We start from the raw sequence: 26,909 nt of genomic DNA on the forward strand, positions 1-26,909 counted from the left end.
GGCTTTTATATGAGCTTTCTTAGTATCCAACATGTAAGCCATACCTACTTCACAAAGAAAACCGCGAAAACTGCATTAAGCGGCATAAGTCTGGACGTCGAGGAAGGCCGATTTCTCTCCTTTCTCGGTCCAAGCGGCTGCGGCAAAACGACCTTGCTTTCCATTATAGCCGGTCTGCTTGAACCGAGCAGCGGCGAGGTGCTTGTTGAAGGGCGGCCTATAAGGGAAGCGCAGGAGCCAATGATCGGATACATGCTGCAGCAGGATTATCTGTTTCCTTGGAAAACGATAGAAGAAAATATACTTCTGGGACTGCGGATCTTGAAGAAAGACAACGAATTATCAAGAAGAAAGACCTTCAAGCTGCTTAAAGAAATTGGTCTTGAGGGGACGGAAAAACAATATCCTAAGCAGCTATCCGGCGGGATGAAACAGCGGATTGCACTAGTACGGACTCTTGCGGCTGAACCAAAGCTCCTCCTCTTGGATGAACCGTTTTCAGCTCTTGACTTTCAAACCAAGCTGAAGTTGGAGGATCTTGTATCGGCCACCCTTAAATCGTTTAGTAAAACAGCCATATTGGTCACACATGACATAGGGGAGGCAATTGCCATGAGTGATACGATATTCTTGTTTTCTACGAATCCAGGCAGGATTTATAAGCAGATTGATGTTCCTGAAGTCCTAAGGAACCTTACACCCTTTAACGCACGAGCCCATCCAGAATATTCTTCATTATTTCAAACCGTATGGAAGGAGCTTGAAAATCTTGAAAAGCAAACCCCATCGTATTGAACAGCTTCATCAGCAATATATAGGGTCTCTGCTGAGGGAAAAACGGATCGTCCGGACTTACCAGTTCTTTATTTTTGCTTTCTTTTTTGCTTTATGGGAGCTGTCAAGCTGGCTTGAATGGATCGACCCTTTAATCTTCAGTTCCCCCTCCAAAATTGTTGAGCTGCTCATTTCGAAGATCCAGGATGGTTCCATTTTCACTCATATTGGGTTTACCGTTTTTGAAACCATATTGGGCTTTATACTCGGCACACTGAGCGGTACACTGCTTGCAGCTTTTTTATGGTGGTCGCCGCTTGCATCAAAGGTACTTGATCCATATCTGGTAATATTGAACGCGATGCCTAAAGTAGCCCTCGGACCTATTCTCATCGTAGCTCTCGGACCAGGCTTTACTTCTATCATTGCAATGGGAGCAATCATCTCTGTAATCATTACAACGATTGTAGTGTATACCTCGTTCAAAGAGGTCGATCCGAATTATATTAAAGTACTGAAGACTTTTGGAGCATCAAGATATGTCTGTTTTAAAGAAGCCATTCTACCCGCTTCGTTCCCTACTATTATTTCTACATTAAAAGTGAATGTCGGACTTTCCTGGGTAGGTGTTATTGTGGGAGAGTTTCTGGTTTCACAGCAGGGACTCGGCTATTTGATCATTTACGGTTTCCAGGTATTTAATTTCGGACTTGTGCTAATGTCACTTCTCATCATTGCCATCTTTGCCACCATTATGTATCAGCTGGTAGAGTATTTAGAAAGAAAAATCATTAAAAGTTCAAACTAGAAAAGGGGAGAACAGTGCTTTTACGAACACATTCTCTCATAGACTGATTGGCTTATGTCTCGTGAATGCAGGTTACAGCACCATGAGGATTAGCTAAATGAAGAGAACCTGCCAAGGTTCTCTTTTCATTTACAGAGACCTCTTTGATCAATAAGGCGCATACAAACCGGAATTACCCGATCCTTCATTATAAAGCTAAACCGATCATCTCCTGTTAAATTTTCCGGCAGGCGGGCTACAAGGAGCGGTCCGTCTGTTTCATAATAATTCCCCCTGGTTTCCAAGGATTTCAGCACGGTGAAAAAAACGGATTTATAGAATGAGCTGCCGCCACAATCCACATGGTAAGAACCGAGGTAAAAAAGGGTACCTGAAACTCCACCCGTTTCCTCATATACTTCCCTTTCAGCCGCATCCCTTACCGACTCCTGTTCCTCAACCTTCCCACCCGGGAATTCCCATCCCCTTATTTTGTGCTGCGTTAGCACCCATTTCCCCTCGTAGATACATATAACTAAAACATGCCCCGATCTCGCGAGAAATTCTTGATTGTTCTCCGAAAAAGAGACGATACAGCCGTTCTTATCTATAAACTGTTCCATTTGAATACCTTGCCCTTTGTATAAGTGCTTTTTATAAATTATCATAACAAATTAACGCACATTCTGACAAAAAGGGTGGTATAACTGGATGGTTTGTCTATTTTAAAATCCCCATGCTGTCGATGTGATTTTTTGCTTCCGTATCACCCAGCGTGTATATCATTTGATATACATCCTTCAATGTACCATCAAAATTGTCATTGGACTTATCCTGATGATATTCCATAAATGGCACGTGAGCTCTCCAGAATGTCATCCAGTCTTCAGAAGCGTTCATATCAAAATATTCTCTCAGCTTCCTTACCTCGTCTGGTGATGCCTCTATTTTAAAATTCCACTCGGATGCTTCACGGTCCTGGGAAATCTGTCCAGTTGCGACTGTAATATAATAGGTTTTTTTATTTTCCTTCAAGAACAACCCAGCCTTTCTAAATTCCTTCCTGAGTTAGTTTCTCTGCTCTTAATTCGTTCCATACACAAAATGTGTCAGTCATGAAGCATACAGCATCAACCAGTAACGATTAAAACAACAGGAAATTTATTTAAGGCAATTGGGTAAAAATAGATTAAACGAAAGATAAAAGGGTAATAAAAAAAATAAGCGACATATCATATTTAATCCAAACGAATAATATAGAAGCAGTAGAGAATCGTCTAATATCACCTTTAAGAAGGTTACGCCATAGGAAAAATTATAACTGCAAGGGGTGAAAAAAATGAAACTAATTGAAGAATTGTATGAACTGTATAAGTCGAAGCTGACCGGAAATGATGAAGACATTGATATGCTGGCCTTTGCTGTACTTGAACAATTAAGCCGTGAAGAGATACTGGGATTAATCCATGAGATGGATAATCAAGAGCTGATCAACCTGATGGGCCTCTATATTATAGAAAGCTTAAAAGGTAAATTCGCTCAGGAAAACTTCGAAAAACATTTGCCATACCCGTCCCGTAATGTTCATTGATACATACTGCCTATCAAGCCTTAAGAGGTATCCCTCTTAAGGCTTTTTATCTGCCAGCGGCAGCCTGCGGACAAAAAAATCGTACAAGCAGCACAGACTCCCCTATGTTAAAATAAAGAAAACATGACAATGTATAACAGAAGGTGGTGGCTTTTATAAAAATCATTTTGATTATTTCAATCATTATCGTACTGGTTGTGCTTTTGTTAGCTGTATTAACAACTTCCAAAGCTTACACTGTAAAACATACAGTAGATCCAATCGAAAATAATCCCAATGTACTAAAGGAAGAGAACTCTACGGTGGATGATGATCCGGCAGACAATTGATTTTGTAGGTTTTGTACTTCAGTACCGCTCTCGTTTTATTGCAAACGCTCTTTTCTAAAAGATTGTTGTTTTTTTAATAGTTATGTGAACCTTCCTTATTGTTAAACAGGTTGATTGGAACGTAAGGTGCGAGACTCCTGCGGGAGCAGCGTGACAGGTGAGACCCCACAGGCGAAGCCGAGGAGGCTCAGCGCACGCCCCTAAGGTCCGCGAGTATCCTGTAGTGGAAATCACCCCCTTATTCAATAACAACAAAGTTTGCGAAAACAGCCATTGCAAAAAAAGTGCTCCACTCAGCAAAAGTCAATGAAGTCGTCTTTTCGAAGAATCTCTCACGGAATAAATCATTCACTGAGCGAGAGTGCAGCACCCCGAAGTCTTAGATTCTGGACTTTGCGCCGGTTACTCATTCCTATAAAAAAGTGAAAGTGTGCACTATCGCATAATAAAAAATGGGACTGGCTCATTCAGGCCAATCCCATTTTTTATTATGCAAATACTTGGTGAAGCTCTTCTTTGCTGTGGGTCAGCCAAAACTTCATCAGTTTTTTTGCCCCTTCGAGATCGTGAAGCTTTGCCTGGCCGCATTGCTTTTCTGTTGCAGCAGGTACTTCAGTCACTTCAATTGCATCCTTCATCGTTTCTTCTAGTACATCGATAATTTCAGAAACCGTTGGTTCACCGCTTACTACTAAATAGAAGCCAGTCTGGCAGCCCATAGGAGAAATATCGATAATATCGAAGTGATTGTACTTTTCTGTGTATTTACGGATATTGATTGCCAATAAGTGCTCCAAAGTGTGAATGGAATCAGGCTTCATTGCTTGCTTATTTGGCTGGCAGAATCTAATATCATATTTATTAACAACACCGTCACTTCCAACCTTGTGAACACCGCAATGGCGGACATAAGGGGCTTTGACTGCATGATGGTCGAGTTCAAAGCTTTCTACTGAAGGCATATTATCACTCCTTTTGTAAGTCTAAGTTTTATTTTACTACTTTTCTTAAAGGTTTTCATTAATTTTCTACAAAAAACTTTATAAATCCTACCGGAATTATCAAGATTAAAACGAAATGAAGGTACTGATATGATTCAAAAATTACTAATAGGCATAATCCGCTTTTACCAAGTCGCTATATCGCCCTTAAAGCCGCCTGCCTGCAGGTTTTATCCGACTTGCTCTCATTACGGTCTTCAAGCAGTCAAGCGGTTTGGTCCCTTAAAAGGGGGCTATTTAACACTAATCCGCATATTAAAATGCCACCCTTTTCATCCTGGAGGCTTTGACCCTGTTCCTGAAAATGATGAAAGGAAAAAATAAGTTTAAGGCTGAAGACGGCAACTTTTCATTTTCCAATAAATACACTTGATATATTTTTGATTTTTCGATAATATAATCTAGGGTAATTCGGAATCATTTCGAATTATTTTTCTTTTTTCACTAAATCGTAATCAATCCGACTTATTAAAATATCAGGAGGAACACACTTTGAGACTAAAATTTATGATTGCAATCATTACAGCAGCCTTCTTAACAGCTGGCTGTTCGGCAGATAAAGAATCTCAACAAAAAGAAGTCAAGGGTGAAGAGATAATCAAAATCTATTCTACGGTGTACCCCCTTGAATACTTTGCAGATACCATTGGCGGAAAATATGTTAAGGTTTCATCTGTATATCCACCAGGGACTGACGAACATACCTATGAACCTTCTCAAAAAGATATAATCGACATGACAGAAGCAGACCTCTTCTTGTATATCGGCCACGGACTGGAGGGATTTGTTACTAAAGCAGATGATATCTTTAAAAGTGAAGATGTAGAAATGTCTGCAGTGGGAGAAAAAATAAAACTTCCAAAAGCCAGCGCCGAAGACCATCATGAAGAAGAGCACCATCAACACGGTGATGTTGACCCTCATATTTGGATGGATCCGGAACTTGCTAAACAAATGGCTTTAGTTATAAAGAATGATCTGGCAGCTAAAAAACCAGAGAAAAAGGAGTATTTTGAGAATAATTATTCGAGGCTTTCTGCAAAACTGGACCAATTGGATAATACATTCAAAACAACGATTAATGAAGCCGGACGGAAAGAAATCATTGTTTCACATGCTGCTTATGGATACTGGGAAAAACGGTATGGACTAAAACAAATAAGCATTTCAGGTTTGTCTTCTTCCAGTGAACCTTCGCAAAAACAGCTGAAAGAAGTCGTGCAAACGGCAAAAGAACATAAAATCAACTATGTGTTCTTTGAACAAAATGTAAGCTCTAAATTAACAGAAACGATTCAAAAAGAAGTCGGTGCAAAACCTTTGACCCTCCATAATCTGGCTGTTCTTACAGAGAATGATATCGAAAAAAAAGAAGACTATTTTAGTCTCATGAATAAAAACCTTGCTGCTTTAAAAACGGCTCTAAATAAATAATTTGCCATGAAAATCTTGTCTTAACGGCAAGGTTTTTATTTTTAATCAAAAATTAAAGCGCTTTCTCATGAGCAGCAGCTTGATTAGATCCATTTTTGTTTTAAAGCCTGAAGCTCATCATCAGCCAGCCTAGTGATCGTTTTGATTACATACTCCGGCAGCCCGCGTAATAGTAAAATTTCAGCAATTAAATATGGCTTATTATTAATTTTCATAAATTCCCCTGCCTTTTATTTATTGATTACTCTTATTATAATCAAATTAGCAGTAAAGAGAAAATCGGCAAAAGCCCATTTTCAGAAAATTTATTTTATTTTAATCCCTTGCTTTGTAAACTTCTTTATGGTTCGTGAGTGCTAACAATCTTCCTTCATTGATTTCAAACCCAATCCCGCTTTTTTCGGGTACAGATATCCAGCCATTAACCACTTTAACATCTGGAATAATGATATCTTCCTCCCAGTATCGCGCAGAAGACGAAATATCTCCTGGTATTGTAAATCCAGGAAGTGAAGCAAGTGCGATATTATGCGCTCTGGAGACACCAAACTCAACCATCCCTCCACACCATACCGGTATATTTTTATCTAAGCAGAGATCGTGGATTTTTTTAGCCTGAATCCAGCCTCCCACTCTGCTCATCTTAATATTTATGATTTTACAGCTGCCCATTAACAGTGCACCTTTAGTATCTTGCAAAGAATGAATACTCTCATCAAGACAGATCGGTGTTTTAATTTTTTGCTGAAGGATAGAATGCTCGGCTATATCGTCATGCGCAAGCGGCTGCTCGATCATAAGCAGCCTGAATTCATCGAGTGCCTTCAAATGATCGATATCCTCCAATGTATAGTCCGAATTTGCGTCAGCCATAAGGGGTATATCCGGAAAAAACCTTCGAATATCTCTCAGAATATCTGTATCATTGGTTCTGCTGATTTTAATCTTATAGCGCTGGTACCCTTCTCTATGAAGATCCTCGATCTGTTGTATTGCCTTATTGCTTACACCCCCGGATACGACCGCCCCTGATGGGATCCTTTTTGCAGTCCCTCCGAACAGCTTGGAAAGAGATACTCCCTGCTGCTTGGCGTATAGATCCCATATAGCCTGCTCCAGGCCGGACTTTGCCATGTTATTTCTTCTGAACCGCTTGAAAATGAACTCTAACTCTTTTGGATCCGCAATATCATATTGAAATAAAGCTGGAATTAAAAAATCCTTTAACATGTGCTGAGCCGTAACAAGGGTTTCTTCGGTATACCAGGGGCTGGAAAAGGCCGTCACTTCTCCGTATCCGTTCATACCGTCCCTGTCCGTAACTTCAACAATGATAGCCTCTCTTTCTGTCACAGTTTCCAGGTGAGTAATAAAGGGCTGTTTTAAAGGGGCAGAAATAAAATATAAAGATACCCGCTTAATGTTCATAGATTACTGCTCCTCTTCCAATAATGTATGTAGCTCTCTCCTCAGCAGCTTATTAGAGCCATTCCGCGGCAGTTCTTTGACAAAAATAATACGTTTAGGAGTTTTATAAGATGCGAGATACTGTTTACAAAACTCTTTTAATTCTTCTTCCGACACTGCATTCTCCTGGGTTAAAACAACAAAAGCATAAGGAACCTGCCCCCATTTCGAATCTGAAAAACCAGCAGCTCCCGCTTCAAACACATGAGGATGCCTGGATAATACGCCTTCTATTTCAGCAGGGTAAATATTTTCTCCGCCGGAAATAATCAAATCAGACCTTCTGTCCATAACAAACAAGAATCCTTCGTCATCAAGGTACCCAATATCTCCCGTATAAAACCAGCCGTCCCTGAGAGCCTTATGAGTCTCCTCTGCCCGGTTAAAATATCCTTTGGTTACATTCGGCCCTTTCACGACAATTTCACCCGCTTGATAGGCAGGCGCTTTTTTGCCATCCAATTCAATATATAACTCAGAAGGCAGCAAAGGTTTCCCGGCTGAACCGAGCTTTTCCATGCTATATTCGGGTGAGAGAGTAACAATCTGTGAAGAGGTTTCCGTCATTCCGTACGTTTGGAAAACCGGTATATGCTTAAGCTTACAATCTTCCAGCAGAGATCTAGGAGCTGGCCCCCCGCCTAGCAGCATACATCTAAAGGTCCTGGGATACTTTTGGTCTCCCAAATTAGAAATCATTCGGTTAAGCATAGCGGTAACAACAGAAATGATGGTCACTCCTTTATTCCTTATGTCATCGTTTACAAGCTTCTCATTAAATGAGTCATGAAGGATAACGCGAATACCGTAAATGACACTTCTCATTAAAATCGAAAGACCGCTGATATGAAAGACTGGAACTGTGCATAGCCAGGTATCCTTCTCATGCAGTCCGAGGTTCAATACAGAACCAACCGCACTCCACCAGTGGTTCCCAAACGTTTGCAAGACTCCTTTTGGTTTGCCAGTTGTTCCGGAGGTATACATGATCGTTGCTGTCTCTTCTAATACAAATTCATGAAGAATAGGCGCTTCCCCGCAATTTTTGTCCAGAAAGTCCTCTTTAATAAAAGCCGTAATTCCATGATTAGATAGGAAATTCACTTGATCTTTGTATATTTGTTCACTAATGAGAAAGGAAGCTTCTGAGTCATCCAGCTGAAATCTCAATTCGTTTTGAGTAAGCCGGGAATTAAGCAGAACAACCTTTACTCCTAAATAAAACAGAGCATGCAGAATAAAAACGGTGTCTGCATGGCTGGCAGCCAAAAGGCCGACCGTATCCCCTCTTCTGATTCCCTCAGAATAAAAAGCCGACGCCCAGTTCCTTGCATGATTATGCATATCTAAGAACGAATATCTTTGGTCTTTGAATTCCAAAGCAATCCTCTCAGGAGAAAGCTCCGACCTTTTTTCAAGCCAATTTGGCAGACATTCAGAATGTCCCATCATTCATCATTCCTTTTGCTAGACTGGATGTATTCAAGGAAAGCGGTGCCTTCCATCACAATATGTTTAATTGGACAATTGAGCAAATTCCTTTTACCTCACATTAGGTATAAGGAAGGCACATTCGCGAGCCGTAGCGACTATAGAAGCTTAGTCTACCTTACCACGCTCGAACCTGGCTCGCATGTGCATCGTGCGTAAACCAAGCATACGGCGAGCTGGCCATGAGAAGCGCTTTTCTCTCATGGGCTGGCTGGCTTACAAGGGTCTCTGCCTGGTGCTGGACAGTATATAAGCTCGGAAGGAGCAGCGATATAAATCCTAATATTACAAAAACAGCCTGACGAGTATCGTCAAGCTGTGTGAAACATTAAGGGAAACGAGGGAACTGCCCAAAATCTGGTTTCCGTTTTTCTTTAAAAGCATCTCTGCCTTCTTTTGCTTCATCTGTTGTGTAATAAAGAAGAGTCGCATCTCCAGCGAACTGCTGTATTCCTGCTAAACCGTCTGTATCTGCATTAAATGCAGCCTTTAGGAAACGGATAGCAGTTGGACTTTTCTCTAAAATTTCCTCACACCATTGAACCGTTTCATCTTCAAGCTGGTCAAGAGGCACCACTGTGTTGACCAGACCCATATCAAGTGCTTCCTGGGCATTATACTGACGGCACAAGAACCAGATTTCCCTTGCCTTTTTATGTCCAACGATGCGTGCTAGATAACCAGAGCCGTATCCTGCGTCGAAGCTCCCTACCTTTGGACCAGTTTGTCCAAAAACAGCATTATCTGCTGCGATTGTCAGGTCACAGACTATATGAAGTACATGGCCTCCACCGATGGCATAGCCTGCAACCATTGCGATAACCGGCTTTGGTATTACACGGATCAGGCGTTGAAGATCTAATACGTTCAGGCGCGGGATCTGATCTTCACCCACATAGCCGCCATGGCCGCGGACTTTCTGGTCACCGCCTGAGCAGAATGCTTTTCCGCCTTCACCAGCCAGGATAATGACACCTATATTAGCATCATCTCTCGCATATGCAAAAGCGTCAATCAATTCCATAACCGTCTTTGGTGTAAAGGCATTATGTACATGTGGACGGTTGATAGAAATTTTAGCAATTCCATTATACGTCTGGTACAGGATTTCTTCATATTTGCGTTCGGAGATCCATTCTCTTGCCATTGTTAAACCCCTCTCAAAATTGTTGTGATATTGCGGCTTCTAAATCCATTTAGACCTGAAAGCCCTGCATCTTTCGCCTTAGGAGGCCGTTTCATACCTTCCCGTCAGCTAAAAAGTCACTAACTATATGACCGAATTCTTCAGGTTGTTCTACATGAACTGCATGACCCGCATTTTCTATTATGACCCAAACTCCTGCTGTCAGCAATTCATTCATTTCGGCAGCTAGTTTACAGAATTTCTTATCCAGGGAACCTGTTATCAGCAGGACTCGGAAGGAAAGGGTTTTAAGGGTATTCCACCAAGAGGCTTGAGCACCGGTACCCATCCCTCTCAAACTATTTGCCAGACCATGCTTTGTATTGTTCAGCCTTTGTTTCTTTATTGATTCTTGTTCCTCTTTTGATAGAAGCAGCTGGGATTGAAACAAAGGAATGTGGCTCCAGTAATCAACAAAAGCCTCCATGCCTTTTCCTTCAATGAATTCTGCAAGCTTCCAATCAGACTTAGTCCTAACATCGCGTTCCTGCTCGTTATTCAGGCCGGGAGAAGCACTTTCCAGGATAAGGGAATTAATATATTCCGGATAGAGAGCTGCAAACGATAATGCCAGCCGCCCTCCCATTGAATAGCCTAATATAGCGGCCTTGCCAATATTTAATGTATCAAATATAAGTTTCAAATCTTCCACAACACGGACCATACTATATCTAGATAAGTCTGTAGGACTCTCCGTTTTTCCGTGTCCAATTATATCTATGGCAATGAGTTTAAGATTTTCAGAAAAAAACCGCGATGGGTAATCCCAATTTTCTGCGGAACCGGTAAAACCATGAAGCAGTACAAGCGCCTCACCCTCCCCGCGGATCTCTATATTATACTCAATGCCGCTGCATAGGATTTTCATTAGGATTGCTCTTTCAGAAGACTCGTAATTTCCCGGGAAACATCTTTCCACAAATCTCGATGTTTTTGGACATTAGACTCTCTTGCCGTTTTCACTTCAATTACCTTTAGACCTCTATTGTTAAAAGAAGATGTAAAAGCATCCGTAAACTCGTCCCAATTCTGCGGGACGAAATACTCAGCTCCATATAAATTTGCAGCATGCTGATAGTTTAAACCATGCGGCGTTCCGAATAAAGTTTCATAATGCCTTTCATCGTTAGATTGCGGAAGGAATGAAAAAATTCCGCCCCCATCATTGTTTACGACTACAATGGTTATATTCAATTTCAAAAGTTTAGCTGCGAGCAGGCCATTCATATCATGAAAGAAACTCAAATCCCCAATGAGTAATACCGTATTGTCAACAACTGTGCTCACACCAAGAGCTGTAGAAACTACACCATCAATCCCATTTGCTCCTCTATTACAAAACATCCGGACCTTTTTAGAAGAGGAGTGAAAAAAGGAATCAAGATCTCTCACAGGCATGCTGTTTCCAACAAAAAGACCTGATCCATCAGGCATTAAGTCATTTAGCAATGCGAACAGCTTTCCTTCATCCAGCTCTTTAATATCACGAATTCTGAGTAAGCCTTGTTTCGTATAGTCTCTAACCTTTTTCCAGATATCCATCCACTCAAATGAAGGCGAAGGAGTGCTCCTGTCTGTGATTTCGCGGCAGAAAACAGCTTCATTACAATACACATAAGCCGAGGCTGTTCCAGTTGGTTCCCTCCAGCCTGCCCCACCGTCTATCACGAGTACATCTGACTCTTTCTGTTGTTTTATAAAGATGGCCAGAGCTTTAGAAACAGGCATGGAACCAAACCTCAAGATAAGATCCGGCTTGAGATTCTCTTTAACTTCCTCATATCGGAGGAAAGTGTCATACGTATCTATAACTGTTTCGGATACAAAGCTGCTGCTTCTTAATTGGGAAAGCGGATCTGCCAATATTGGAAATCCAATCTTTTCACTCAAAGAGACGACAGCAGCGTTAAATTCTGCTGAATCCATTCCCCCGCATACAATCAATCCCTTTTCAGCACGAGAGATTCGATCGGCGTAATGCTTAAAGGCATTTTCAGAGAGAATAGGTATAGATTGTTCCACCTGAATGCTGGGTCCCATTGTTTCACCAAACCACTTTGGTTCATTTAAGAAAGGAATAAGTGGTTCCCTGAACGGAAAATTCAAATGTACGGGTCCCGCTGGAGCAGATACTGCAGCTGCAGCTGCACGCGCACAAATCGTCCTGGCATAATTCAAGCCTTCTTCTGTATTTTCGGGAAGTGCCATTTCTACGAACCATTTGGCATGCTTACCGTATAAGTGAATCTGGTCAATAGCCTGCGGCGCACCGACATCTCTCAGTTCATGCGGCCTGTCTGCCGTCATTACCAGCAGCGGAACCCTGGAATTATAAGCTTCTACAACTGCAGGGTAATAGTTAGCTGCCGCTGTTCCAGATGTACAAAGAAGCCCAACAGGACTATTAGAAGCTTTGGCTAATCCGAGTGCAAAGAATCCAGCTGATCTTTCATCTATGTTCATATGAACCTGAATATCAGGATGTTCCATAAGCATATAGGCAAGCGGAGTCGAGCGGGAGCCTGGACTGACAACCACATGCTTAATCTGTACTTTTGCCAGTTCGTCTACAAAAGCACCTGTATAAGCGGTTAAAGCTTCACGATGTTGCATGGAGATTTCCTCCTAAAGCACTAAGCATAGGCTTAAATTTAATGGCAGTTTCAATATACTCGCTTTCAGGCTCGGAATCCTCTACAATCCCGCATCCTGCAAAAAGAGAAGCTTCATTGCCCTGAACGAGTGCAGAACGTATGGCAACGGCAAATTCCCCATTGCCTTTTCCATCAGTCCATCCAATGGGCGATGCATAGAAACCCCGTTCTAATATTTCTAATTCTCTAATTCTCTCCACTGCTTTTTCTTTTGGCAGTCCACCCATTGCAGGAGTAGGATGAAGTTTCTCGACACAGTCAAAGATGGAAATGTCTTCCGTGCACTCACCTGAAACTGGAGTATATAGATGCTGAATATGTTTGGTCTTCATAAGCTCTGGTCCATCTGGGACCGAGACTTTCCTGCAGATCGTTTCCATGGCATGCTTAATCATGGACACGACATATTGATGCTCGATTAGATTTTTTTGGTCATGAAGAAGAGTTTTACCAAGCAGATCGTCTTCTTCAGCAGTTTTGCCTCTAGCAATAGACCCTGCAAGGCATGCAGAGGACAATGTGGTTCCGTTCTTTTTAACAAGCTGCTCTGGGGAAGCACCGATAAAGTAATCACTTCCTGATTCATAACAGAAAATAAAACTCGTCGGCTGTTCCCTTGCTAATCTGTTCAGTACAGGTGCAGGGGAAATGTCTGATTGGAACCTAAGCCGGGTTTCACGTGCCAATACTATTTTATCCAGGTCAGTTGTTCTTATCTCATTAATTGCACTTTGAACGGTATCTTTCCACTCTTCAGGACATACTTCGATTTGCTCAAGCAGCTCGTTTTGTGCAGCAGGCTGTTCCACGTAATTCAGCGCCTTCTCAAGGAGTTCGTCTTTTTCCTTGTCCGATTCTGTTAAGAGCGAAAGATCATCCTCATGGTCAATCAAAGCATTGATCGTCAGATAAGCCTGTCCATCTATAATGGAAAGTAAATACTTAGGAATATAAAATAAATGATCTCCAAATTGATCCCATAGCAAAGAACTATTTTTTGCGGAATCAAAAGAAAAGCCGCCAAATAATAAGGGGCCAGTCCCAGGGACATCTTGATTTTTTATAATACATGCATGGTCAATTAATTTTTCCCATCGCTGTTCTATCGTGTTATATCTATTTTGATTATGAGAACTTTGAAAAACATCTATTTTGCCAATTCCAACAAGAACCGTTTCTTTCTTTGGATCCTGCCAGAAAAATCTATCTCCGGTATAACTTTCGTTTCCGGATTGGTAAAATGAAAGGGGGTCCAGCATGCCGATTTTTGTAACTTCACTGAATAGAACACTGCTATTCGTTTCTTTAGCTGCAACCCTTGCTTTATGAAGGTTTTCCATGATGTTCATTTTGTTGGCAGTAATCAAAATTTATCCCCCCTTCTTGTCCTGCGATACCTTGTAAACCTATTTAAAGATACACCTCCAGCCAGTTCTATGTCAATTATTCAAGCCGGCAGAAGAAGTCCAAAACCTATTGTTTTCCTTATTATATATTAACGGACCTCCACTGTTGAAATTCCCTGTATTTGGGTGTACAGCTTCAAAAAAATACGTTGACACTGCCCCTTCCTTTTTCTAAACTTAGTTTGTATGAAAAAGTACAATGTCCAGCAAGTTTGCTGACACCCGCTATTTAGGAAGGCGCTGCTTTCCGCTTTCGTACTATTGTATCCTTAGTATGGGGAAAACAAGCAAAGGATGAATAAACTTATGAAGTGTTATTTATCCGTAGAGGAGAATAGATCATGCACACACACACACAGCACACCCCGCTTGTGAAAAATAATAAGAATAACTGGAGAGTCTGGTGGCAGTTAACACGCCCTCATACCCTGACAGCAGGATTTGTTCCCGTTTTGGTAGGAACTGCCCTTGCACTAAATGATGATGCAAGTTTTCATATTCCCGTTTTCATTTGCATGATGATCGCAACTCTGTTCATTCAAATGGCCACTAATATGTTTAATGAGTATTATGACTTTAAACGTGGCTTAGATAATGAGAACTCAATCGGGATCGGGGGCGCAATTGTCCGAGAGGGAGTATCTCCGAAAACTGTCCTGAATATAGCTTTATCCTTATACGGACTTTCCGTTCTGCTGGGGATTTATATCTGCGTGGTATCCAGCTGGTGGCTTGCCTTAATCGGGCTTATCTGTATGGCTGTCGGATATTTATATACAGGCGGTCCGCTGCCCATTGCTTATACCCCATTTGGTGAATTATTTGCAGGTTTGTTTATGGGGGTTTTCGTAATCTTGATTTCCTTCTTCATCCAGGCAGGTTATGTATCTTCAAATGCGGTGCTGGTTTCCATTCCGGTTGCTTTGCTGGTTGGTGCCATTAATCTTTCCAACAATATTCGTGACCTTGATGGAGATAAGGAAAATGGCCGGAAAACTTTAGCTATCCTATGCGGCCGCAAGAATGCAGTAATTGTTCTTGGCAGCATGATGGGTGTCTCATATTTATGGGTGATTATCTTAATCGCAAGCGGCCTTGCATCACCATGGCTTTTAATCGTTTTTTTCAGTGTCCCAAAAGCCGTTAAGGCGATCAAAGGATTCATTGGTAAAACTCAGCCTCTTCAAATGATGCCGGCAATGAAAGCCACTGCCCAAACCAACACAATATTTGGCTTCCTGCTCTCCATTGGATTGTTTATTAGCTACTTCGTTTAAAAAGTCTGCCTCCGGGCGGGCTTTTTTTCTTTTGCTTCCAATATCTGTTCCCAAGTTTTTTCTAATTATATATAGGGTATGTATGCATATATACGGAACATAATGTTTCTCGGCTTCGAGTCCATATAAAACTTAACAAAAATGAGGGAAGTGACGATTTATGCTAAACCAACAGCAAACTGATCATTTAAAAGGAGAACTTCTTGTTCTGAAAGAAGACCTGGAACAACAGATTGACATGCAGGACCCAGGGGAGGAAAGCTTAACCGAATCCGTCGGGGAAGTTTCCAGTTACGATAATCATCCTGCAGACTTAGCGACTGAGCTTTTCGAAAAGTCAAAGGATGTAGCTCTTGTAGATCATAATTCTAATGAGTTAGAAAAGGTAAATAAAGCTCTACAGGCAATCGAAGAAGGTACTTACGGCAAATGCAGGGAGTGTGGAGAAGACATTCCCTATGAAAGGCTAGAAGCCCTTCCATCCACTTTATATTGCATTGACCATGCCGCTGCCGGGGATAATTCCTTTTCAGACCGCCCTGTAGAGGAAGAGGTACTGGAGCCGTCCCACCGAGACTCTTTCCAGCGTCTTCGTGATAATCATATAATAAATGATGACATTGACAGTTTTGAGCAGGTTGCCCGATATGGTACATCAGAGACACCTGCAGATTATTTCGGAAAAATGGATGATTATACTGGCATTGAGGAAGATCGAGAAGATTCTGATGGGTTCACCGAAGACTTTGAGAGGTTTACAGCTACCGATATCAAAGGGGACAATACACGTATATATGATTCAAAGGAGAAAGAAGAATTTGAAGAAACGTTGGATGAACAAGGGATTGAATCAAATATTGGCGACATTCCTTATCATCAAAGGGACAGTTATATTGAGGACAAGGTTCCTGGGGAAAACGAAAACAAACCCACTAAAGATTAACATGTTGGACAGCTTTAAAAAAGCTGTCCATTTTTGTGCCGATATTAAATAAAGGCTCTTTTCTAGTTGTTTTAATAAGTTTTGAGACCTACCCTTTTACTAAACAGGTTGATTGGACGTAAGGTGAGAGACTCCTTGATCCAGCTACAAGCTTAGACCCTCGAGGGGGAGAAAAGCACAGGCGAAGCTGAGGAAGCTCACGCGCCCTCCCCGCGGAAAGCATGCACCCTCACTCCAATCAACCCCCTTGTTCAATAACAAAAAGTCTGCGAAAACGGCCTAAATAAATCACGATCCATATAAAAAGCAGCCAAAAGGCTGCTCATATAGTCTGTATTTTCCAGATTTCGTCTGCATACTCTTTCACTGTACGGTCACTCGAGAAAAAACCGGACATTGCGATATTCTTCAGGCTTTTCTTCGACCAGCTTTTCTCGTCCTGATACGCAGCCTCTACCTTCCGCTGTGTACTTATATAAGAGGCAAAATCACGTAGAACAAAAAATTGGTCGTTTTCCGTAAGCAATGAATCAAAAATGGCCTCAAACTGATCGGAAGAATTAGGGAAAAACCCATTGATAAGCTGGTTGCAGATTAACTGGATCCTTTCGTCTCCGTGGTAATAATCATATGGACTATAACCACCATTAGATAAGTAGTTTAACACCTGATCTGCATGTAACCCGAATATAAAAATATTATCACGGCCCAATCGTTCTTCCATTTCTACATTGGCTCCATCTAAAGTTCCAATGGTCAAAGCACCATTCATCATAAACTTCATATTCCCAGTGCCGGAGGCTTCCTTGCTGGCCGTAGAAATTTGTTCACTCACTTCAGTGGCCGGAAAGATTTCTTCAGCTAAGGAAACATTATAATTTTCCAGAAAAATAACCTGTATATACTTATTCACTTCGCAATCACTATTCACCTTTTCTGCCACAGAATTAATCAGCTTAATTACTTTTTTTGCGTAGTAGTAGCCTGGGGATGCTTTAGCCCCAAAGATAAAGGTCCGCGGATAAGGTTTATACTGTTTATCTTCCTTCATTCGATTATAGACATAGAGGATATGAAAGACATTTAACAGCTGTCTCTTATAGGCATGAAGTCTTTTAACTTGTACATCAAATATGGAATCCACGTTTACCTTGAGGCCTGTGTTTTTATGAATCCTGTCTGCCAGCTGATGCTTCTTTGTTCTCTTTACTTCTCTCAATCTGCGGAGAAACGCTTCATCATTATCAAATTGATTAAGCATTTCAAGCTCCTCGGGAGATTTTTTCCACCCGTCACCAATTGCTTCTGTAATCAATCCGGAGAGTTCAGGATTAGCTTTCATCAGCCATCTTCTGTGAGTGATGCCATTTGTTTTATTATTGAACTTATCTGGATAAAGCTTGTAAAAGTTTTGCATTTCCCTGGTTTTTAAGATTTCTGTGTGAAGTTTAGCGACTCCATTTACACTAAAGCTTCCCGCTATTGCGAGATGTGCCATTCTTATTTCTCCATGGGCTATGATTGCCATCTGTTCAATATGATTCCAGTTTCCGGGATATTCCTGCCACAATTCTTGACAGTATCTCTCATTTATTTCATGGATAATCATATAAATGCGCGGCAGCAGCGGTGCCAATATCCGGACCGGCCATTTTTCAAGCGCCTCTGAAAGTGTTGTATGATTGGTATAGGATATACATTGTGTCGTAATCTTCCAAGCTTCATCCCAGGTAAGATTTTCTTCATCAATCAATATCCTCATAAGTTCCGGTATGGCAAGGACTGGATGGGTATCATTAATATGCAGCCCTACCATTTCATGGAATCTGTGAATATCCTTATATTTCTTTCTGAACGTACCTACAATCGATTTCAAAGTGGCTGCCACTAAGAAATATTGCTGTTTAAGCCTCAGTATTTTACCCTCATCATGTGTATCATTTGGATACAAGAATTCGGTGACAGCCTCTGTTTCCCTCTTATATTTCATGATATCCTTCTGCCATGGAACCGGGCTGGGTTCCGCGCTCCAGAGCCTCAGGGTATTCACGGTTTTATTTTGATATCCTACCACGGGTACATCATAGGGTACGGCCAGAACCTTGACCGCATCTATATGCCTGAATTTTAGGCGTCCTCCATCGGAATAGCTTTCGACTGTTCCCCAAAAAGGAATCTCTTCCGCCAGGTCGGGCTTCCGGACTTCCCATACAAAGCCGTGCCTGAGCCATTGTTCAGGAAGCTCCACCTGAAAACCATCTACAAACTTCTGTTCAAACAAGCCATGTTTATAGCGGATACCACATCCATGACCAGGAAGGGATAATGAGGCAAGAGAGTCAAGAAAACATGCCGCTAGCCTCCCAAGCCCTCCATTGCCAAGCCCCGCATCCGCTTCGTGGTCCTCAATTTCAGCCAGATCAATGCCTAAATCATTCAGGCCATCCTTTATAAGTCCTGTAATTCCTAAATTCAATAAATTATTGCCAAGAAATCTGCCTGGAAGATATTCAATGGATAAGTAATACACCTGCTTTGACTTTGAGGTTCTGGCCTTTTCAGCAGATTTAATCCAGTCTTTGCTGATATACTCTCTAACCATCATTCCCAGCACATGAAACTGATCTCTTTTTGATGTTTCTTCCACGCTTTTTCCATAGGTCATTTCAAGTTTCCTTAAAAATACCTCTTTAAACTGCTCTTTGTCAGAAAACATGGCTTCCACTTCTGCTGACCAGCTCCTTATAAAGCAGATTATATTGATAAGCCGACTGCGACCAGCTGTAGTCCTTCTCCATTGCCTGCTTCACAATCCTACTCCAGGATGGTTTATCCCGGTAAAAAGCCAGGGAACGCTCAATTGTAAACAGCATATCGTGTGCATTAAAGTTTTTAAAGGAGAACCCATTTCCGTCCCCAGTCCACTCATTATAAGAGTCAACCGTATCGTTCAGTCCGCCTGTTTCTCTTACTATAGGTACTGCCCCGTATCTCATGGCAATAAGCTGGCCTAAGCCGCAGGGCTCAAATTTTGACGGCATCAAAAATAAATCGGCACCGGCATAAATCTGATGCGCCAGCTCCTCGTTAAATCCAATGACCGCTTTTACTTTGTAAGGGTAATACCGCTCCATCGCCTGGAAGAAATCAGAAAACTCAGGATCCCCGGTTCCCAGGATAATGATCTGTATATCCTGGTTAATGATTTCTTGAAAGACCGCCTTTACAAGGTCAAGGCCCTTCTGCTTCGTCAGTCTGGTGACCATAGCCATGACTGGTATATCTTTATTTTGCGGAAGGCCAAGAGTTTGCTGGATGGCAAGCTTATTATCTATTTTCCCTTCCGCAGATTCAGCACTATAATTTTTTTTAAGGAATGGATCTTTTTCGGGATTGTAAAAATCATAATCAATTCCATTTAAGATTCCTGAAAGGCTGTTATTACGGATTCGGAGCAGTCCATCCAGCTTTTCACCGAAATAAGGTGTCTGTATCTCCTCCTTATAAGTTGGGCTGACAGTGGTAATACTATCGGATGCCACAATTCCCGCTTTCATGAAACTTATATTACCATAAAACTCTATATGCTCTGGCCGGAAATAATATTCACTGATCCCCAGCAGTTCCCTCATAACCTCAGGGGGATAAATGCCCTGGAATTGGAGGTTGTGTATAGTGAATACTGTATTGATAAAATTGTATCCCTCTCGGTTTTGATACTCTGTTTTATACAAGAAAGGCACCATTCCGGTATGCCAATCATGACAATGAATAACATCCGGGCGCGGGATATGCTGCAATGCATCAAGGACAGCCCTGGTAAAAAAGGAGAACCGTTCTCCATCATCAACATAGCCGTATAAATCATCTCTTTTAAAATAATATTCATTATCTATAAAATAATAGGTTATTTCATCAAGCTCTAAACTATATATGCCGCAATACTGTTCCCGCCAGCCAACTAGGACATAAAACTCAGCTATCTTGGACATCTTAGCTGTATATTTCGTATCTATAGTCTTATACTTTGGCAGAACAACCCTGACCCGGTTACCGTGTTTGGCAAGTTCCTGGGGCAGGGAGCCGGCCACATCTGCCAGACCTCCCGATTTGACAAATGGTACACATTCCGAGACAGCAAAGAGTATATCCATCAGGTCATCAACACTCCTTGGACCGCACCCTTCTTAATAACGACCGGTTCATCCTGGCTTCCTGTCAAGCGTACACCGTCTTCAATCCGAACGTCTTTATCCAGGATGACAGAATCCAGCACACAGTTTTCACCGATGCTGCTCTTTTGCATGATGACACAGTTTTTAACTACGGAACCTTTCCCGATCTTCACCGATCTGGAAATAATGCTGTTTTCTACATGGCCTTCAATTACACAGCCATTTGCGATCATTGAGTTAGTAACATTGGAACTTTTAGCATATTTGGTCGGTGGTTCATCTTTAACCTTAGTAAATACAGGCTGATTCCCTTTAAACAATTCCTGCCATTTAGAAGGATTCAACAGCTCTAGGCTTGTTTGATAATATGTCTGAATAGAATCTACCATCACACAGTAATCCTCATAGTCATACGTACATACCTGGTAAGGATGCTTTGAATCTTCTATAAGGTCATATAGACATTGGTATCCCGTTTTGTCCCGCTCAACGATAAGATCGATAAGAAGCTCACGTTTTAGCAGATAGATCTCTAATGAGCGTCCCTCATTTATGACCTCGGTAATATCACAGCCATTTTCAATATGTTTTTCTAAAATTTCGCAAAAGTCAACATTTAAGACGGTATAGCAATTTGTCACAATCGCATATTCCTGGGTGCTTCTTCTAAAGTAATCCAAGTGATAGGAAAAACATTGGAAAGACCCTATATGATGAAATGGAATATCTAAATTCGGAGCTGGAAAGAAAAAGAGACCATCGCGCTTCCTGTTCAAATCCCAGTTCTTGCCTGATTCAAGGTGATCCATAAGTGAACGATAATGATATTTTGGAAATACGGCTACGCTGGAAATACCCGAATTAACCATGCTGGAAAGGACAAAGTCAATTAGACGATATCTCCCTCCAAAAGGCAATGCCGCTAAAATACGCTGTTCTGTAAGGTCTTTTAAAGGATCTAAATATGTTGTAGCATCTATTACACCCAGAATGTTTTTGTTCATACATGATCTCCTCTCAATATACTGCAGTCCAATTTATCTTATTTAGCCATTAAAAAATCCTGTATCATGGATTCTGTTACAAGGACAACATCTTCACCTGCCTGCTCTGGTTTTATGACAACACCATCGGGAATATTCAGGTTTGTGGGAACAATAGCTCTTTCGACATGGGCTCCCTCACCGATCACCGCACCAGGCATGACAACAGATTCATATATATATTTGCCCGCTTATGGATGGTGACTCCCTGAAATAGAACCGACCTTTCAACATGCCCTTCTACAAAGCAGCCCTCATTGATCAGCGACTCCTTTACTTTCGCATCCGGTGATACGTACTGCGGAGGTTGATTGGGATTCACAGAATAAATACGCCACGAATGATCATATAAATCCAGGGAGTTGGTTTCGTCCAATAAATCCATGTTCGCTTCCCACAAGCTTTTTATCGTCCCTACATCCTTCCAATATCCCTTAAAAGGAAATGCATTGACTTTTTTCTTTTCTTTAAGCAGCTGTGGAATAATGTCTTTACCAAAATCCCTACTGGAATCCGGATTCTCTGAATCTTTAATAAGCGCTTCTCTAAGGACACTCCACTTAAACACATAAATGCCCATCGATGCTAAATTGTTTCGTGGATGCTCCGGTTTTTCTTCAAAGTCCGTTATTTCAAGTTCTGAGTTAGTATTCATGATGCCGAATCGGCTTGCTTCTTCCCATGGAACCTCGATAACAGATATGGTCGCATCAGACTTTTTCTTTTCGTGATATTCAATCATGGTTGCATAATTCATTTTATATATGTGGTCTCCTGAAAGAATTAAAACATACTCAGGATTATAGTCATCAATATAATTTATGTTTTGGAAGATGGCAGATGCTGTACCTGTATACCATTTTACTTCCTTGGTTTCAGCATACGGCGGCAGCACAGTAACCCCGCCATTTTTTCTATCCAGATCCCAGGCGCTGCCAATCCCAATATAGGTATTTAATACAAGAGGCTGATATTGAGTGAGAACTCCCACTGTATCAATACCTGAATTCGTACAGTTGCTCAAAGTGAAATCAATGATTCTGTATTTACCTCCAAAGGGTACTGCCGGCTTGGCTATATTCTGGGTTAGTTCATTTAGCCGGCTTCCCTGCCCTCCTGCCAAGAGCATTGCTACGCATTTTGTTTTCACCATTAACGTTTTTCCCCTTTCTCTTTTTGATCTTTTTGAACACTGTTAATCCTAAAGCTGGAATCCGTATACTTATATTAAACGGCTTTCCGTGGTAAACTCCTTTTTCTGCTATGACAGCCTTCTTATTTATAAAGTGACTTCCTCCAAACTGAAGGGAATCACTATTAAAAACTTCCCTATACTCTCCCGCTTCAGGGATTCCAATCAGATAATCCTGGTAGCTATCCCGGGAAAAATTACATATAACGATTAAAGATTCGTCTTCGGACCTGCTTTTTCGAATATATGAAAAAATGGACTGTTCAGCATTATTCGCATCAATCCACTCGAAACTTTCTGAAAGGGAGTCAAGCTCATATAAAGCTTTCTGCCGCTTTGAAAAAGAAACCAACTCTCTAACATATGCGTCCATCTTCTGATGCATGTCATATTCAAATAAGTTCCAATCAAGCTGTTTCCATACGTCCCACTCCGAAAACTGACCAAACTCCCCGCCCATAAATAGCAGCTTCTTTCCTGGATGAGTGAACATGAATCCGAATAAAAGGCGGAGCTGGGCGAATTTTTCTTCGTACGAACCAGGCATTTTGTCCAACAGTGATTTTTTGCCGTGTACAACTTCATCATGGGAAAACGGCAAAAGAAATTGTTCGCTAAAAGCATACATCAGTGAGAAGGTTACTTTATGATGTAAAGAAGCTCTGTTTTGGGGTTCTGCTCGCATGTAAAGCAAAATATCGTTCATCCATCCCATATTCCACTTATACGTAAAGCCAAGGCCGCCATAAGACACTGGTGCCGTCACTTGGGGATAATCAGACGAATCTTCTGCAATTTTTAAAAAATGAGGATCTTGTTCTTCGATTACGGTGTTTAACTTCTGTAAAAAATGGATGGCAAATGAATTAGTCTCTTTGTAATCCCCGCCCGGCCAATAAATAATGTTTGCGACCGCATCCATTCTAAAGCCGTCGATGTGATAATATTCCATCCAGAAGCGTGCATTAGAAATAAGGAAGCTGTGTACTTCGTTACGTCCAAGATCAAAATTCGCAGTGCCCCAGACCTTGTTCTCCCGGTGCTTTTCGGTCGGATATTCAAACAGCGGTTTCCCGTCAAAATGGTATAAGCCATGGGCATCTTTTATAAAATGACCCGGGACCCAATCCATAATGACTCCAATGTCATTTTGATGGCATGAGTCGACAAACTTCATAAATTCCTGCGGTGTTCCGTATCTGCTGGTTATCGAATAATATCCCGTCCCCTGATAGCCCCATGATCCATCATATGGGTGCTCAATCATCGGCAGCAATTCCACATGGGTAAAGCCATATTCTTTTAGATAGGGAATTAATTCATCCACCATTTCCGTGTATGTTAGAAATGCGCCATCCTTATGCCTTTTCCAGCTGCCAAAATGCATTTCATAAATAAAGACGGGCTTGGATAACGTGGACTGTTTTGCTTTTTTCTTCAACCAGGCAGAATCACTCCAATTGTATCCCGACAAATCACAGACCATGGATGCAGTCCCTGGTCTTTTTTCTGAGTAAAAGGCAAAAGGGTCGGCTTTCATAAATTTGCTGCCTTCCTCAGTGATAATTTCGTACTTATACAATTGTCCCTGAAGATTCTCTTCTAATTCAATCTCCCAGACTCCTTCATCGTTGATTCGGTGCATCTCATACCCTTGGCCCTTCCACCCATTAAATTCACCGGCAACCCGCACCTGAGCGGCATGAGGAGCCCATACACAAAAACGGGTTATGGCAGAACCATCTTTCTGGATAAGATGGGATCCAAATAACTTATATGCCTCATATAGTGTTCCTTCGTGAAAAAGATGAAGGTCATAACCAGAAGCTGTATTCACAGACACGACATTCACTCCCTAATCATTATGAAATCTTGGAAGAACAAATCTTTATTCACTAAAATGCATGCAAGGGAGTTCTACAAGTATATAAAATGAATGAACATTCATCTTTCCCTCGAGTTTTCATAAAATATTTATTAATTCTAGATGAAAAGGCAAATTCCTGCATAAATATTCTTAATTTTATAAAAATAGTTATATTGACCTAGTTTTCTTTGTCAAAGCGTTTAGCAAGTATGGGTTAGCTGAAGAAACATTTCGAAGGAAGACGAAGCGAATGGTAATAACAAGATCTGTACTAGTTTGTGAATAATCAAGGAACGGTTGTTCACTATTTACTGTTACTTATCATTTGTACGTCCTGATCCTTAGATAAAACAATAGAGCTGTAAAGGACAGGTAAAACGGAACTAACTGCATTGCCCATCTAGTTAATGAAGCAAAAAAGTTTTGACGTTGTGTTTTACCCTTATTGTTTGTGCGGTAAACCAGAAAAATAAAGTGGGGATTCAGAGGGCAATAATAGACTTTGGAGGATGTTGAGTGTATGTCTAATTCAAGTGGGCATGCGACCTGCTGTCACTGCTCTTCTATTCAGGGTTCCCTTGTAGCGAAGGGGATTAAAGCCTGCAACTCAATAATAGTATAATTTTCTTGTTCGAGAGCATATGCAGCTGTTCGATTTCTCGGAGGGCCCACCGCTCCCAACCTATGTATAATGGTTGATTAAAACAAAAAAAACAAAAAGAGCTGTGTACATTAGTACACAACTCTTTTTGTATGACCCCTACGGGATTCGAACCCGTGTTACCGCCGTGAAAGGGCGGTGTCTTAACCGCTTGACCAAGGGGCCAAATGGCGGAGAAGGAGGGATTTGAACCCTCGCGCCGCTTACGCGACCTACACCCTTAGCAGGGGCGCCTCTTCAGCCTCTTGAGTACTTCCCCATATGGCTCCGCAGGTAGGACTCGAACCTACGACCGTTCGGTTAACAGCCGAATGCTCTACCACTGAGCTACTGCGGAATGGTGGGCCTAAATGGACTCGAACCATCGACCTCACGCTTATCAGGCGTGCGCTCTAACCAGCTGAGCTATAGGCCCAAATAAAATGGAGCGGGTGATGGGAATCGAACCCACGACATCAGCTTGGAAGGCTGAGGTTTTACCATTAAACTACACCCGCGTTACTATGGGGCGACTGATGGGAATCGAACCCACGAATGTCGGAACCACAATCCGATGCGTTAACCACTTCGCCACAATCGCCACAGAAATGAATTTATAAGTAATGGTGGCTCAGGACGGAATCGAACCGCCGACACAAGGATTTTCAGTCCTTTGCTCTACCGACTGAGCTACTGAGCCTTAATAATGGCGGTCCCGACGGGAATCGAACCCGCGATCTCCTGCGTGACAGGCAGGCATGTTAACCGCTACACCACGGGACCACTTATTGCGGGGACAGGATTTGAACCTGCGACCTTCGGGTTATGAGCCCGACGAGCTACCAGACTGCTCCACCCCGCGACGATATAAAGTAATTTATTTTGTTTATGCTTTAATTCTTATTGTTGACTGTCCCGATTTCAGAAAGCATCTCAAGCAGCAGCTCAATCGGTACAACTCGCAGCTTATTCATCGGAAGTTTTGCTTGTTGCTCCACCCCGCGACGATATAAAGTAACTTATTTTGTTTATATTTAATTCGTAAAAAATGGAGGAGGTAGAGGGATTCGAACCCCCGCGGGCTTTTACACCCCTGTCGGTTTTCAAGACCGATCCCTTCAGCCGGACTTGGGTATACCTCCACGTGTATGGTGGACCTTGTAGGACTCGAACCTACGACCGGACGGTTATGAGCCGTCTGCTCTAACCAACTGAGCTAAAGGTCCAATAAATGGTAGCGGCAGAGGGGATCGAACCCCCGACCTCACGGGTATGAACCGTACGCTCTAGCCAGCTGAGCTACGCCGCCATAATACTATTAAAAAATTGGTGGAGCCTAGCGGGATCGAACCGCTGACCTCCTGCGTGCAAGGCAGGCGCTCTCCCAGCTGAGCTAAGGCCCCAAAAGATAATTCTGGTCGGGAAGACAGGATTCGAACCTGCGACCCCTTGGTCCCAAACCAAGTGCTCTACCAAGCTGAGCTACTTCCCGTAAATATATATGGCGCGCCCGAAAGGAGTCGAACCCATAACCTTCTGATCCGTAGTCAGACGCTCTATCCAATTGAGCTACGGGCGCATTCATTTAATGGTGCCGAGGACCGGAATCGAACCGGTACGGTAGTCACCTACCGCAGGATTTTAAGTCCTGT

22 protein-coding genes, 15 tRNA genes and 1 pseudogene are annotated in these 26,909 nt (G+C 41.9%); 8 read left to right on the forward strand and 30 right to left on the reverse strand.

The features are described from left to right. Positions 1 to 9 precede the first annotated feature (9 nt). Complete coding sequence (locus CUU66_RS14100) at positions 10 to 795, forward strand: ABC transporter ATP-binding protein (protein ID WP_101643260.1); 786 nt, start codon at positions 10 to 12, stop codon at positions 793 to 795. Further along, positions 770 to 1,582, forward strand: coding sequence for an ABC transporter permease (locus CUU66_RS14105; protein ID WP_101643262.1), 813 nt, complete (start codon positions 770 to 772; stop codon positions 1,580 to 1,582). Before CUU66_RS14100 ends, CUU66_RS14105 begins: the two co-directional genes overlap by 26 nt. 125 nt (positions 1,583 to 1,707) lie before the next feature. Here the strand turns inward: CUU66_RS14105 and ytkD are convergent, their stop codons facing one another. Together ytkD and CUU66_RS14115 are read right to left on the reverse strand one after the other, a co-directional pair. After that, positions 1,708 to 2,184 (reverse strand): RNA deprotection pyrophosphohydrolase, encoded by a 477-nt coding sequence (ytkD, locus tag CUU66_RS14110; protein ID WP_180955292.1) that lies wholly within the window; start codon positions 2,182 to 2,184, stop codon positions 1,708 to 1,710. A 97-nt stretch (positions 2,185 to 2,281) separates the two neighbouring features. After that, positions 2,282 to 2,596: a hydrolase gene (locus tag CUU66_RS14115; protein WP_101643266.1), complete on the reverse strand. Its 315-nt coding sequence runs from the start codon at positions 2,594 to 2,596 to the stop codon at positions 2,282 to 2,284. 304 nt (positions 2,597 to 2,900) lie between these two features. Between CUU66_RS14115 and CUU66_RS14120 the strand changes: the two genes are divergently transcribed. Continuing rightward, positions 2,901 to 3,152, forward strand: coding sequence for a DUF6154 family protein (locus CUU66_RS14120; protein WP_101643268.1), 252 nt, complete (start codon positions 2,901 to 2,903; stop codon positions 3,150 to 3,152). Between the two features lie 155 nt (positions 3,153 to 3,307). Then, entirely contained in the window at positions 3,308 to 3,481 is a 174-nt protein-coding gene (gene ytzI, locus CUU66_RS14125; protein ID WP_101643308.1) for a YtzI protein, read from the forward strand. A 488-nt stretch (positions 3,482 to 3,969) separates the two neighbouring features. Here ytzI and CUU66_RS14130 read toward each other — a convergent pair whose 3' ends face one another. Then, on the reverse strand, positions 3,970 to 4,443 hold the full coding sequence (locus CUU66_RS14130; RefSeq protein ID WP_101643270.1) for an S-ribosylhomocysteine lyase: 474 nt from the start codon (positions 4,441 to 4,443) through the stop codon (positions 3,970 to 3,972). 129 nt (positions 4,444 to 4,572) lie between these two features. On the opposite strand from CUU66_RS14130, the gene yidD reads away from it, so the two are divergent. Then, the gene (yidD, locus tag CUU66_RS14135) at positions 4,573 to 4,806 is read left to right on the forward strand and encodes a membrane protein insertion efficiency factor YidD (protein WP_101643273.1); all 234 of its coding nucleotides are present in this window, start codon (positions 4,573 to 4,575) and stop codon (positions 4,804 to 4,806) included. A 168-nt stretch (positions 4,807 to 4,974) separates the two neighbouring features. Continuing rightward, entirely contained in the window at positions 4,975 to 5,916 is a 942-nt protein-coding gene (locus CUU66_RS14140; protein ID WP_101643275.1) for a metal ABC transporter solute-binding protein, Zn/Mn family, read from the forward strand. An 83-nt stretch (positions 5,917 to 5,999) separates the two neighbouring features. On the opposite strand, the gene CUU66_RS24900 is transcribed toward CUU66_RS14140, so the two are convergent. The 7 genes from CUU66_RS24900 to CUU66_RS14170 all read right to left on the reverse strand — a co-directional run bounded on the left by CUU66_RS24900 (position 6,000) and on the right by CUU66_RS14170 (position 14,081). Next, positions 6,000 to 6,131, reverse strand: a complete 132-nt coding sequence (locus CUU66_RS24900; RefSeq protein ID WP_257968004.1) for a hypothetical protein — start codon at positions 6,129 to 6,131, stop codon at positions 6,000 to 6,002. A 100-nt stretch (positions 6,132 to 6,231) separates the two neighbouring features. Further along, positions 6,232 to 7,344 (reverse strand): o-succinylbenzoate synthase, encoded by a 1,113-nt coding sequence (gene menC, locus CUU66_RS14145; RefSeq protein WP_101643277.1) that lies wholly within the window; start codon positions 7,342 to 7,344, stop codon positions 6,232 to 6,234. A gap of 3 nt (positions 7,345 to 7,347) precedes the next feature. Further along, entirely contained in the window at positions 7,348 to 8,835 is a 1,488-nt protein-coding gene (locus CUU66_RS14150; RefSeq protein ID WP_101643279.1) for an o-succinylbenzoate--CoA ligase, read from the reverse strand. 367 nt (positions 8,836 to 9,202) lie between these two features. Continuing rightward, positions 9,203 to 10,021, reverse strand: coding sequence for a 1,4-dihydroxy-2-naphthoyl-CoA synthase (gene menB, locus CUU66_RS14155; RefSeq protein WP_101643281.1), 819 nt, complete (start codon positions 10,019 to 10,021; stop codon positions 9,203 to 9,205). Between the two features lie 91 nt (positions 10,022 to 10,112). Then, positions 10,113 to 10,928 (reverse strand): 2-succinyl-6-hydroxy-2,4-cyclohexadiene-1-carboxylate synthase, encoded by an 816-nt coding sequence (gene menH, locus CUU66_RS14160; RefSeq protein ID WP_101643283.1) that lies wholly within the window; start codon positions 10,926 to 10,928, stop codon positions 10,113 to 10,115. Further along, entirely contained in the window at positions 10,928 to 12,673 is a 1,746-nt protein-coding gene (gene menD / locus CUU66_RS14165; RefSeq protein ID WP_101643285.1) for a 2-succinyl-5-enolpyruvyl-6-hydroxy-3-cyclohexene-1-carboxylic-acid synthase, read from the reverse strand. The genes menH and menD overlap by 1 nt, the downstream gene beginning before the upstream one ends. Next, entirely contained in the window at positions 12,660 to 14,081 is a 1,422-nt protein-coding gene (locus CUU66_RS14170; RefSeq protein WP_257968005.1) for an isochorismate synthase, read from the reverse strand. Before CUU66_RS14170 ends, menD begins: the two co-directional genes overlap by 14 nt. Positions 14,082 to 14,461: 380 nt before the next feature. On the opposite strand from CUU66_RS14170, the gene CUU66_RS14175 reads away from it, so the two are divergent. Then, positions 14,462 to 15,397 (forward strand): 1,4-dihydroxy-2-naphthoate polyprenyltransferase, encoded by a 936-nt coding sequence (locus CUU66_RS14175; RefSeq protein WP_101643287.1) that lies wholly within the window; start codon positions 14,462 to 14,464, stop codon positions 15,395 to 15,397. A gap of 160 nt (positions 15,398 to 15,557) precedes the next feature. Then, positions 15,558 to 16,340 (forward strand): TraR/DksA C4-type zinc finger protein, encoded by a 783-nt coding sequence (locus CUU66_RS14180; protein WP_101643289.1) that lies wholly within the window; start codon positions 15,558 to 15,560, stop codon positions 16,338 to 16,340. 322 nt (positions 16,341 to 16,662) lie between these two features. Here CUU66_RS14180 and CUU66_RS14185 read toward each other — a convergent pair whose 3' ends face one another. From CUU66_RS14185 to CUU66_RS14280, 20 genes and pseudogenes are all read right to left on the reverse strand, one after another. Next, on the reverse strand, positions 16,663 to 19,056 hold the full coding sequence (locus CUU66_RS14185) for a glycogen/starch/alpha-glucan phosphorylase (protein ID WP_101643291.1): 2,394 nt from the start codon (positions 19,054 to 19,056) through the stop codon (positions 16,663 to 16,665). Continuing rightward, positions 19,046 to 20,494, reverse strand: coding sequence for a glycogen synthase GlgA (gene glgA, locus CUU66_RS14190; RefSeq protein ID WP_101643294.1), 1,449 nt, complete (start codon positions 20,492 to 20,494; stop codon positions 19,046 to 19,048). The genes CUU66_RS14185 and glgA overlap by 11 nt, the downstream gene beginning before the upstream one ends. Further along, entirely contained in the window at positions 20,494 to 21,519 is a 1,026-nt protein-coding gene (locus CUU66_RS14195; protein ID WP_101643296.1) for a sugar phosphate nucleotidyltransferase, read from the reverse strand. Before CUU66_RS14195 ends, glgA begins: the two co-directional genes overlap by 1 nt. 38 nt (positions 21,520 to 21,557) lie before the next feature. Next, a pseudogene (locus CUU66_RS14200) lies at positions 21,558 to 22,711 on the reverse strand (glucose-1-phosphate adenylyltransferase). Next, a complete protein-coding gene (gene glgB, locus CUU66_RS14205; protein WP_101643298.1) occupies positions 22,650 to 24,593 on the reverse strand; it encodes a 1,4-alpha-glucan branching protein GlgB in 1,944 nt (647 codons plus the stop codon). The pseudogene CUU66_RS14200 and the gene glgB overlap by 62 nt, the downstream one beginning before the upstream one ends. Positions 24,594 to 25,371: 778 nt before the next feature. Further along, positions 25,372 to 25,443 (reverse strand) — tRNA-Glu (locus CUU66_RS14210). Between the two features lie 3 nt (positions 25,444 to 25,446). Further along, positions 25,447 to 25,537, reverse strand: a tRNA-Ser gene (locus CUU66_RS14215). A gap of 3 nt (positions 25,538 to 25,540) precedes the next feature. Further along, positions 25,541 to 25,615, reverse strand: a tRNA-Asn gene (locus CUU66_RS14220). Position 25,616: 1 nt separating this feature from the next. Beyond that, a tRNA-Ile gene (locus tag CUU66_RS14225) sits at positions 25,617 to 25,693 on the reverse strand. A gap of 8 nt (positions 25,694 to 25,701) precedes the next feature. Further along, positions 25,702 to 25,775 (reverse strand) — tRNA-Gly (locus CUU66_RS14230). A 7-nt stretch (positions 25,776 to 25,782) separates the two neighbouring features. After that, positions 25,783 to 25,858, reverse strand: a tRNA-His gene (locus CUU66_RS14235). 23 nt (positions 25,859 to 25,881) lie between these two features. Further along, positions 25,882 to 25,957, reverse strand: a tRNA-Phe gene (locus tag CUU66_RS14240). A gap of 7 nt (positions 25,958 to 25,964) precedes the next feature. Then, positions 25,965 to 26,040: transfer RNA gene (locus tag CUU66_RS14245), tRNA-Asp, on the reverse strand. 5 nt (positions 26,041 to 26,045) lie between these two features. Further along, a tRNA-Met gene (locus CUU66_RS14250) sits at positions 26,046 to 26,119 on the reverse strand. Between the two features lie 187 nt (positions 26,120 to 26,306). Further along, positions 26,307 to 26,399, reverse strand: a tRNA-Ser gene (locus CUU66_RS14255). A 7-nt stretch (positions 26,400 to 26,406) separates the two neighbouring features. Further along, positions 26,407 to 26,483 (reverse strand) — tRNA-Ile (locus CUU66_RS14260). Between the two features lie 6 nt (positions 26,484 to 26,489). After that, a tRNA-Met gene (locus tag CUU66_RS14265) sits at positions 26,490 to 26,566 on the reverse strand. A gap of 18 nt (positions 26,567 to 26,584) precedes the next feature. After that, positions 26,585 to 26,660: transfer RNA gene (locus CUU66_RS14270), tRNA-Ala, on the reverse strand. A gap of 12 nt (positions 26,661 to 26,672) precedes the next feature. Then, positions 26,673 to 26,749: transfer RNA gene (locus CUU66_RS14275), tRNA-Pro, on the reverse strand. A 10-nt stretch (positions 26,750 to 26,759) separates the two neighbouring features. Next, positions 26,760 to 26,836 (reverse strand) — tRNA-Arg (locus CUU66_RS14280). Positions 26,837 to 26,909 lie beyond the last annotated feature (73 nt).

Origin of the sequence: Peribacillus deserti (genome assembly GCF_002863585.1) — a bacterium.
Lineage (GTDB): Bacteria > Bacillota > Bacilli > Bacillales > DSM-1321 > Paraperibacillus > Paraperibacillus deserti_A.

What these genes read in the sequence shown, in the direction of transcription:
- ytkD (WP_180955292.1), bottom strand. Translation starts at nt 2,184, where the DNA reads ATGGAACAGTTTATAGATAAGAACGGCTGTATCGTCTCTTTTTCGGAG.
- CUU66_RS24900 (WP_257968004.1), bottom strand. Translation starts at nt 6,131, where the DNA reads ATGAAAATTAATAATAAGCCATATTTAATTGCTGAAATTTTACTATTA.
- CUU66_RS14120 (WP_101643268.1), top strand. Translation starts at nt 2,901, where the DNA reads ATGAAACTAATTGAAGAATTGTATGAACTGTATAAGTCGAAGCTGACC.
- CUU66_RS14195 (WP_101643296.1), bottom strand. Translation starts at nt 21,519, where the DNA reads ATGAACAAAAACATTCTGGGTGTAATAGATGCTACAACATATTTAGAT.
- yidD (WP_101643273.1), top strand. Translation starts at nt 4,573, where the DNA reads ATGATTCAAAAATTACTAATAGGCATAATCCGCTTTTACCAAGTCGCT.
- CUU66_RS14150 (WP_101643279.1), bottom strand. Translation starts at nt 8,835, where the DNA reads ATGATGGGACATTCTGAATGTCTGCCAAATTGGCTTGAAAAAAGGTCG.
- menD (WP_101643285.1), bottom strand. Translation starts at nt 12,673, where the DNA reads ATGCAACATCGTGAAGCTTTAACCGCTTATACAGGTGCTTTTGTAGAC.
- menH (WP_101643283.1), bottom strand. Translation starts at nt 10,928, where the DNA reads ATGAAAATCCTATGCAGCGGCATTGAGTATAATATAGAGATCCGCGGG.
- CUU66_RS14185 (WP_101643291.1), bottom strand. Translation starts at nt 19,056, where the DNA reads ATGTTTTCTGACAAAGAGCAGTTTAAAGAGGTATTTTTAAGGAAACTT.
- menB (WP_101643281.1), bottom strand. Translation starts at nt 10,021, where the DNA reads ATGGCAAGAGAATGGATCTCCGAACGCAAATATGAAGAAATCCTGTAC.
- CUU66_RS14180 (WP_101643289.1), top strand. Translation starts at nt 15,558, where the DNA reads ATGCTAAACCAACAGCAAACTGATCATTTAAAAGGAGAACTTCTTGTT.
- CUU66_RS14130 (WP_101643270.1), bottom strand. Translation starts at nt 4,443, where the DNA reads ATGCCTTCAGTAGAAAGCTTTGAACTCGACCATCATGCAGTCAAAGCC.
- menC (WP_101643277.1), bottom strand. Translation starts at nt 7,344, where the DNA reads ATGAACATTAAGCGGGTATCTTTATATTTTATTTCTGCCCCTTTAAAA.
- glgA (WP_101643294.1), bottom strand. Translation starts at nt 20,494, where the DNA reads ATGGATATACTCTTTGCTGTCTCGGAATGTGTACCATTTGTCAAATCG.
- CUU66_RS14175 (WP_101643287.1), top strand. Translation starts at nt 14,462, where the DNA reads ATGCACACACACACACAGCACACCCCGCTTGTGAAAAATAATAAGAAT.
- CUU66_RS14100 (WP_101643260.1), top strand. Translation starts at nt 10, where the DNA reads ATGAGCTTTCTTAGTATCCAACATGTAAGCCATACCTACTTCACAAAG.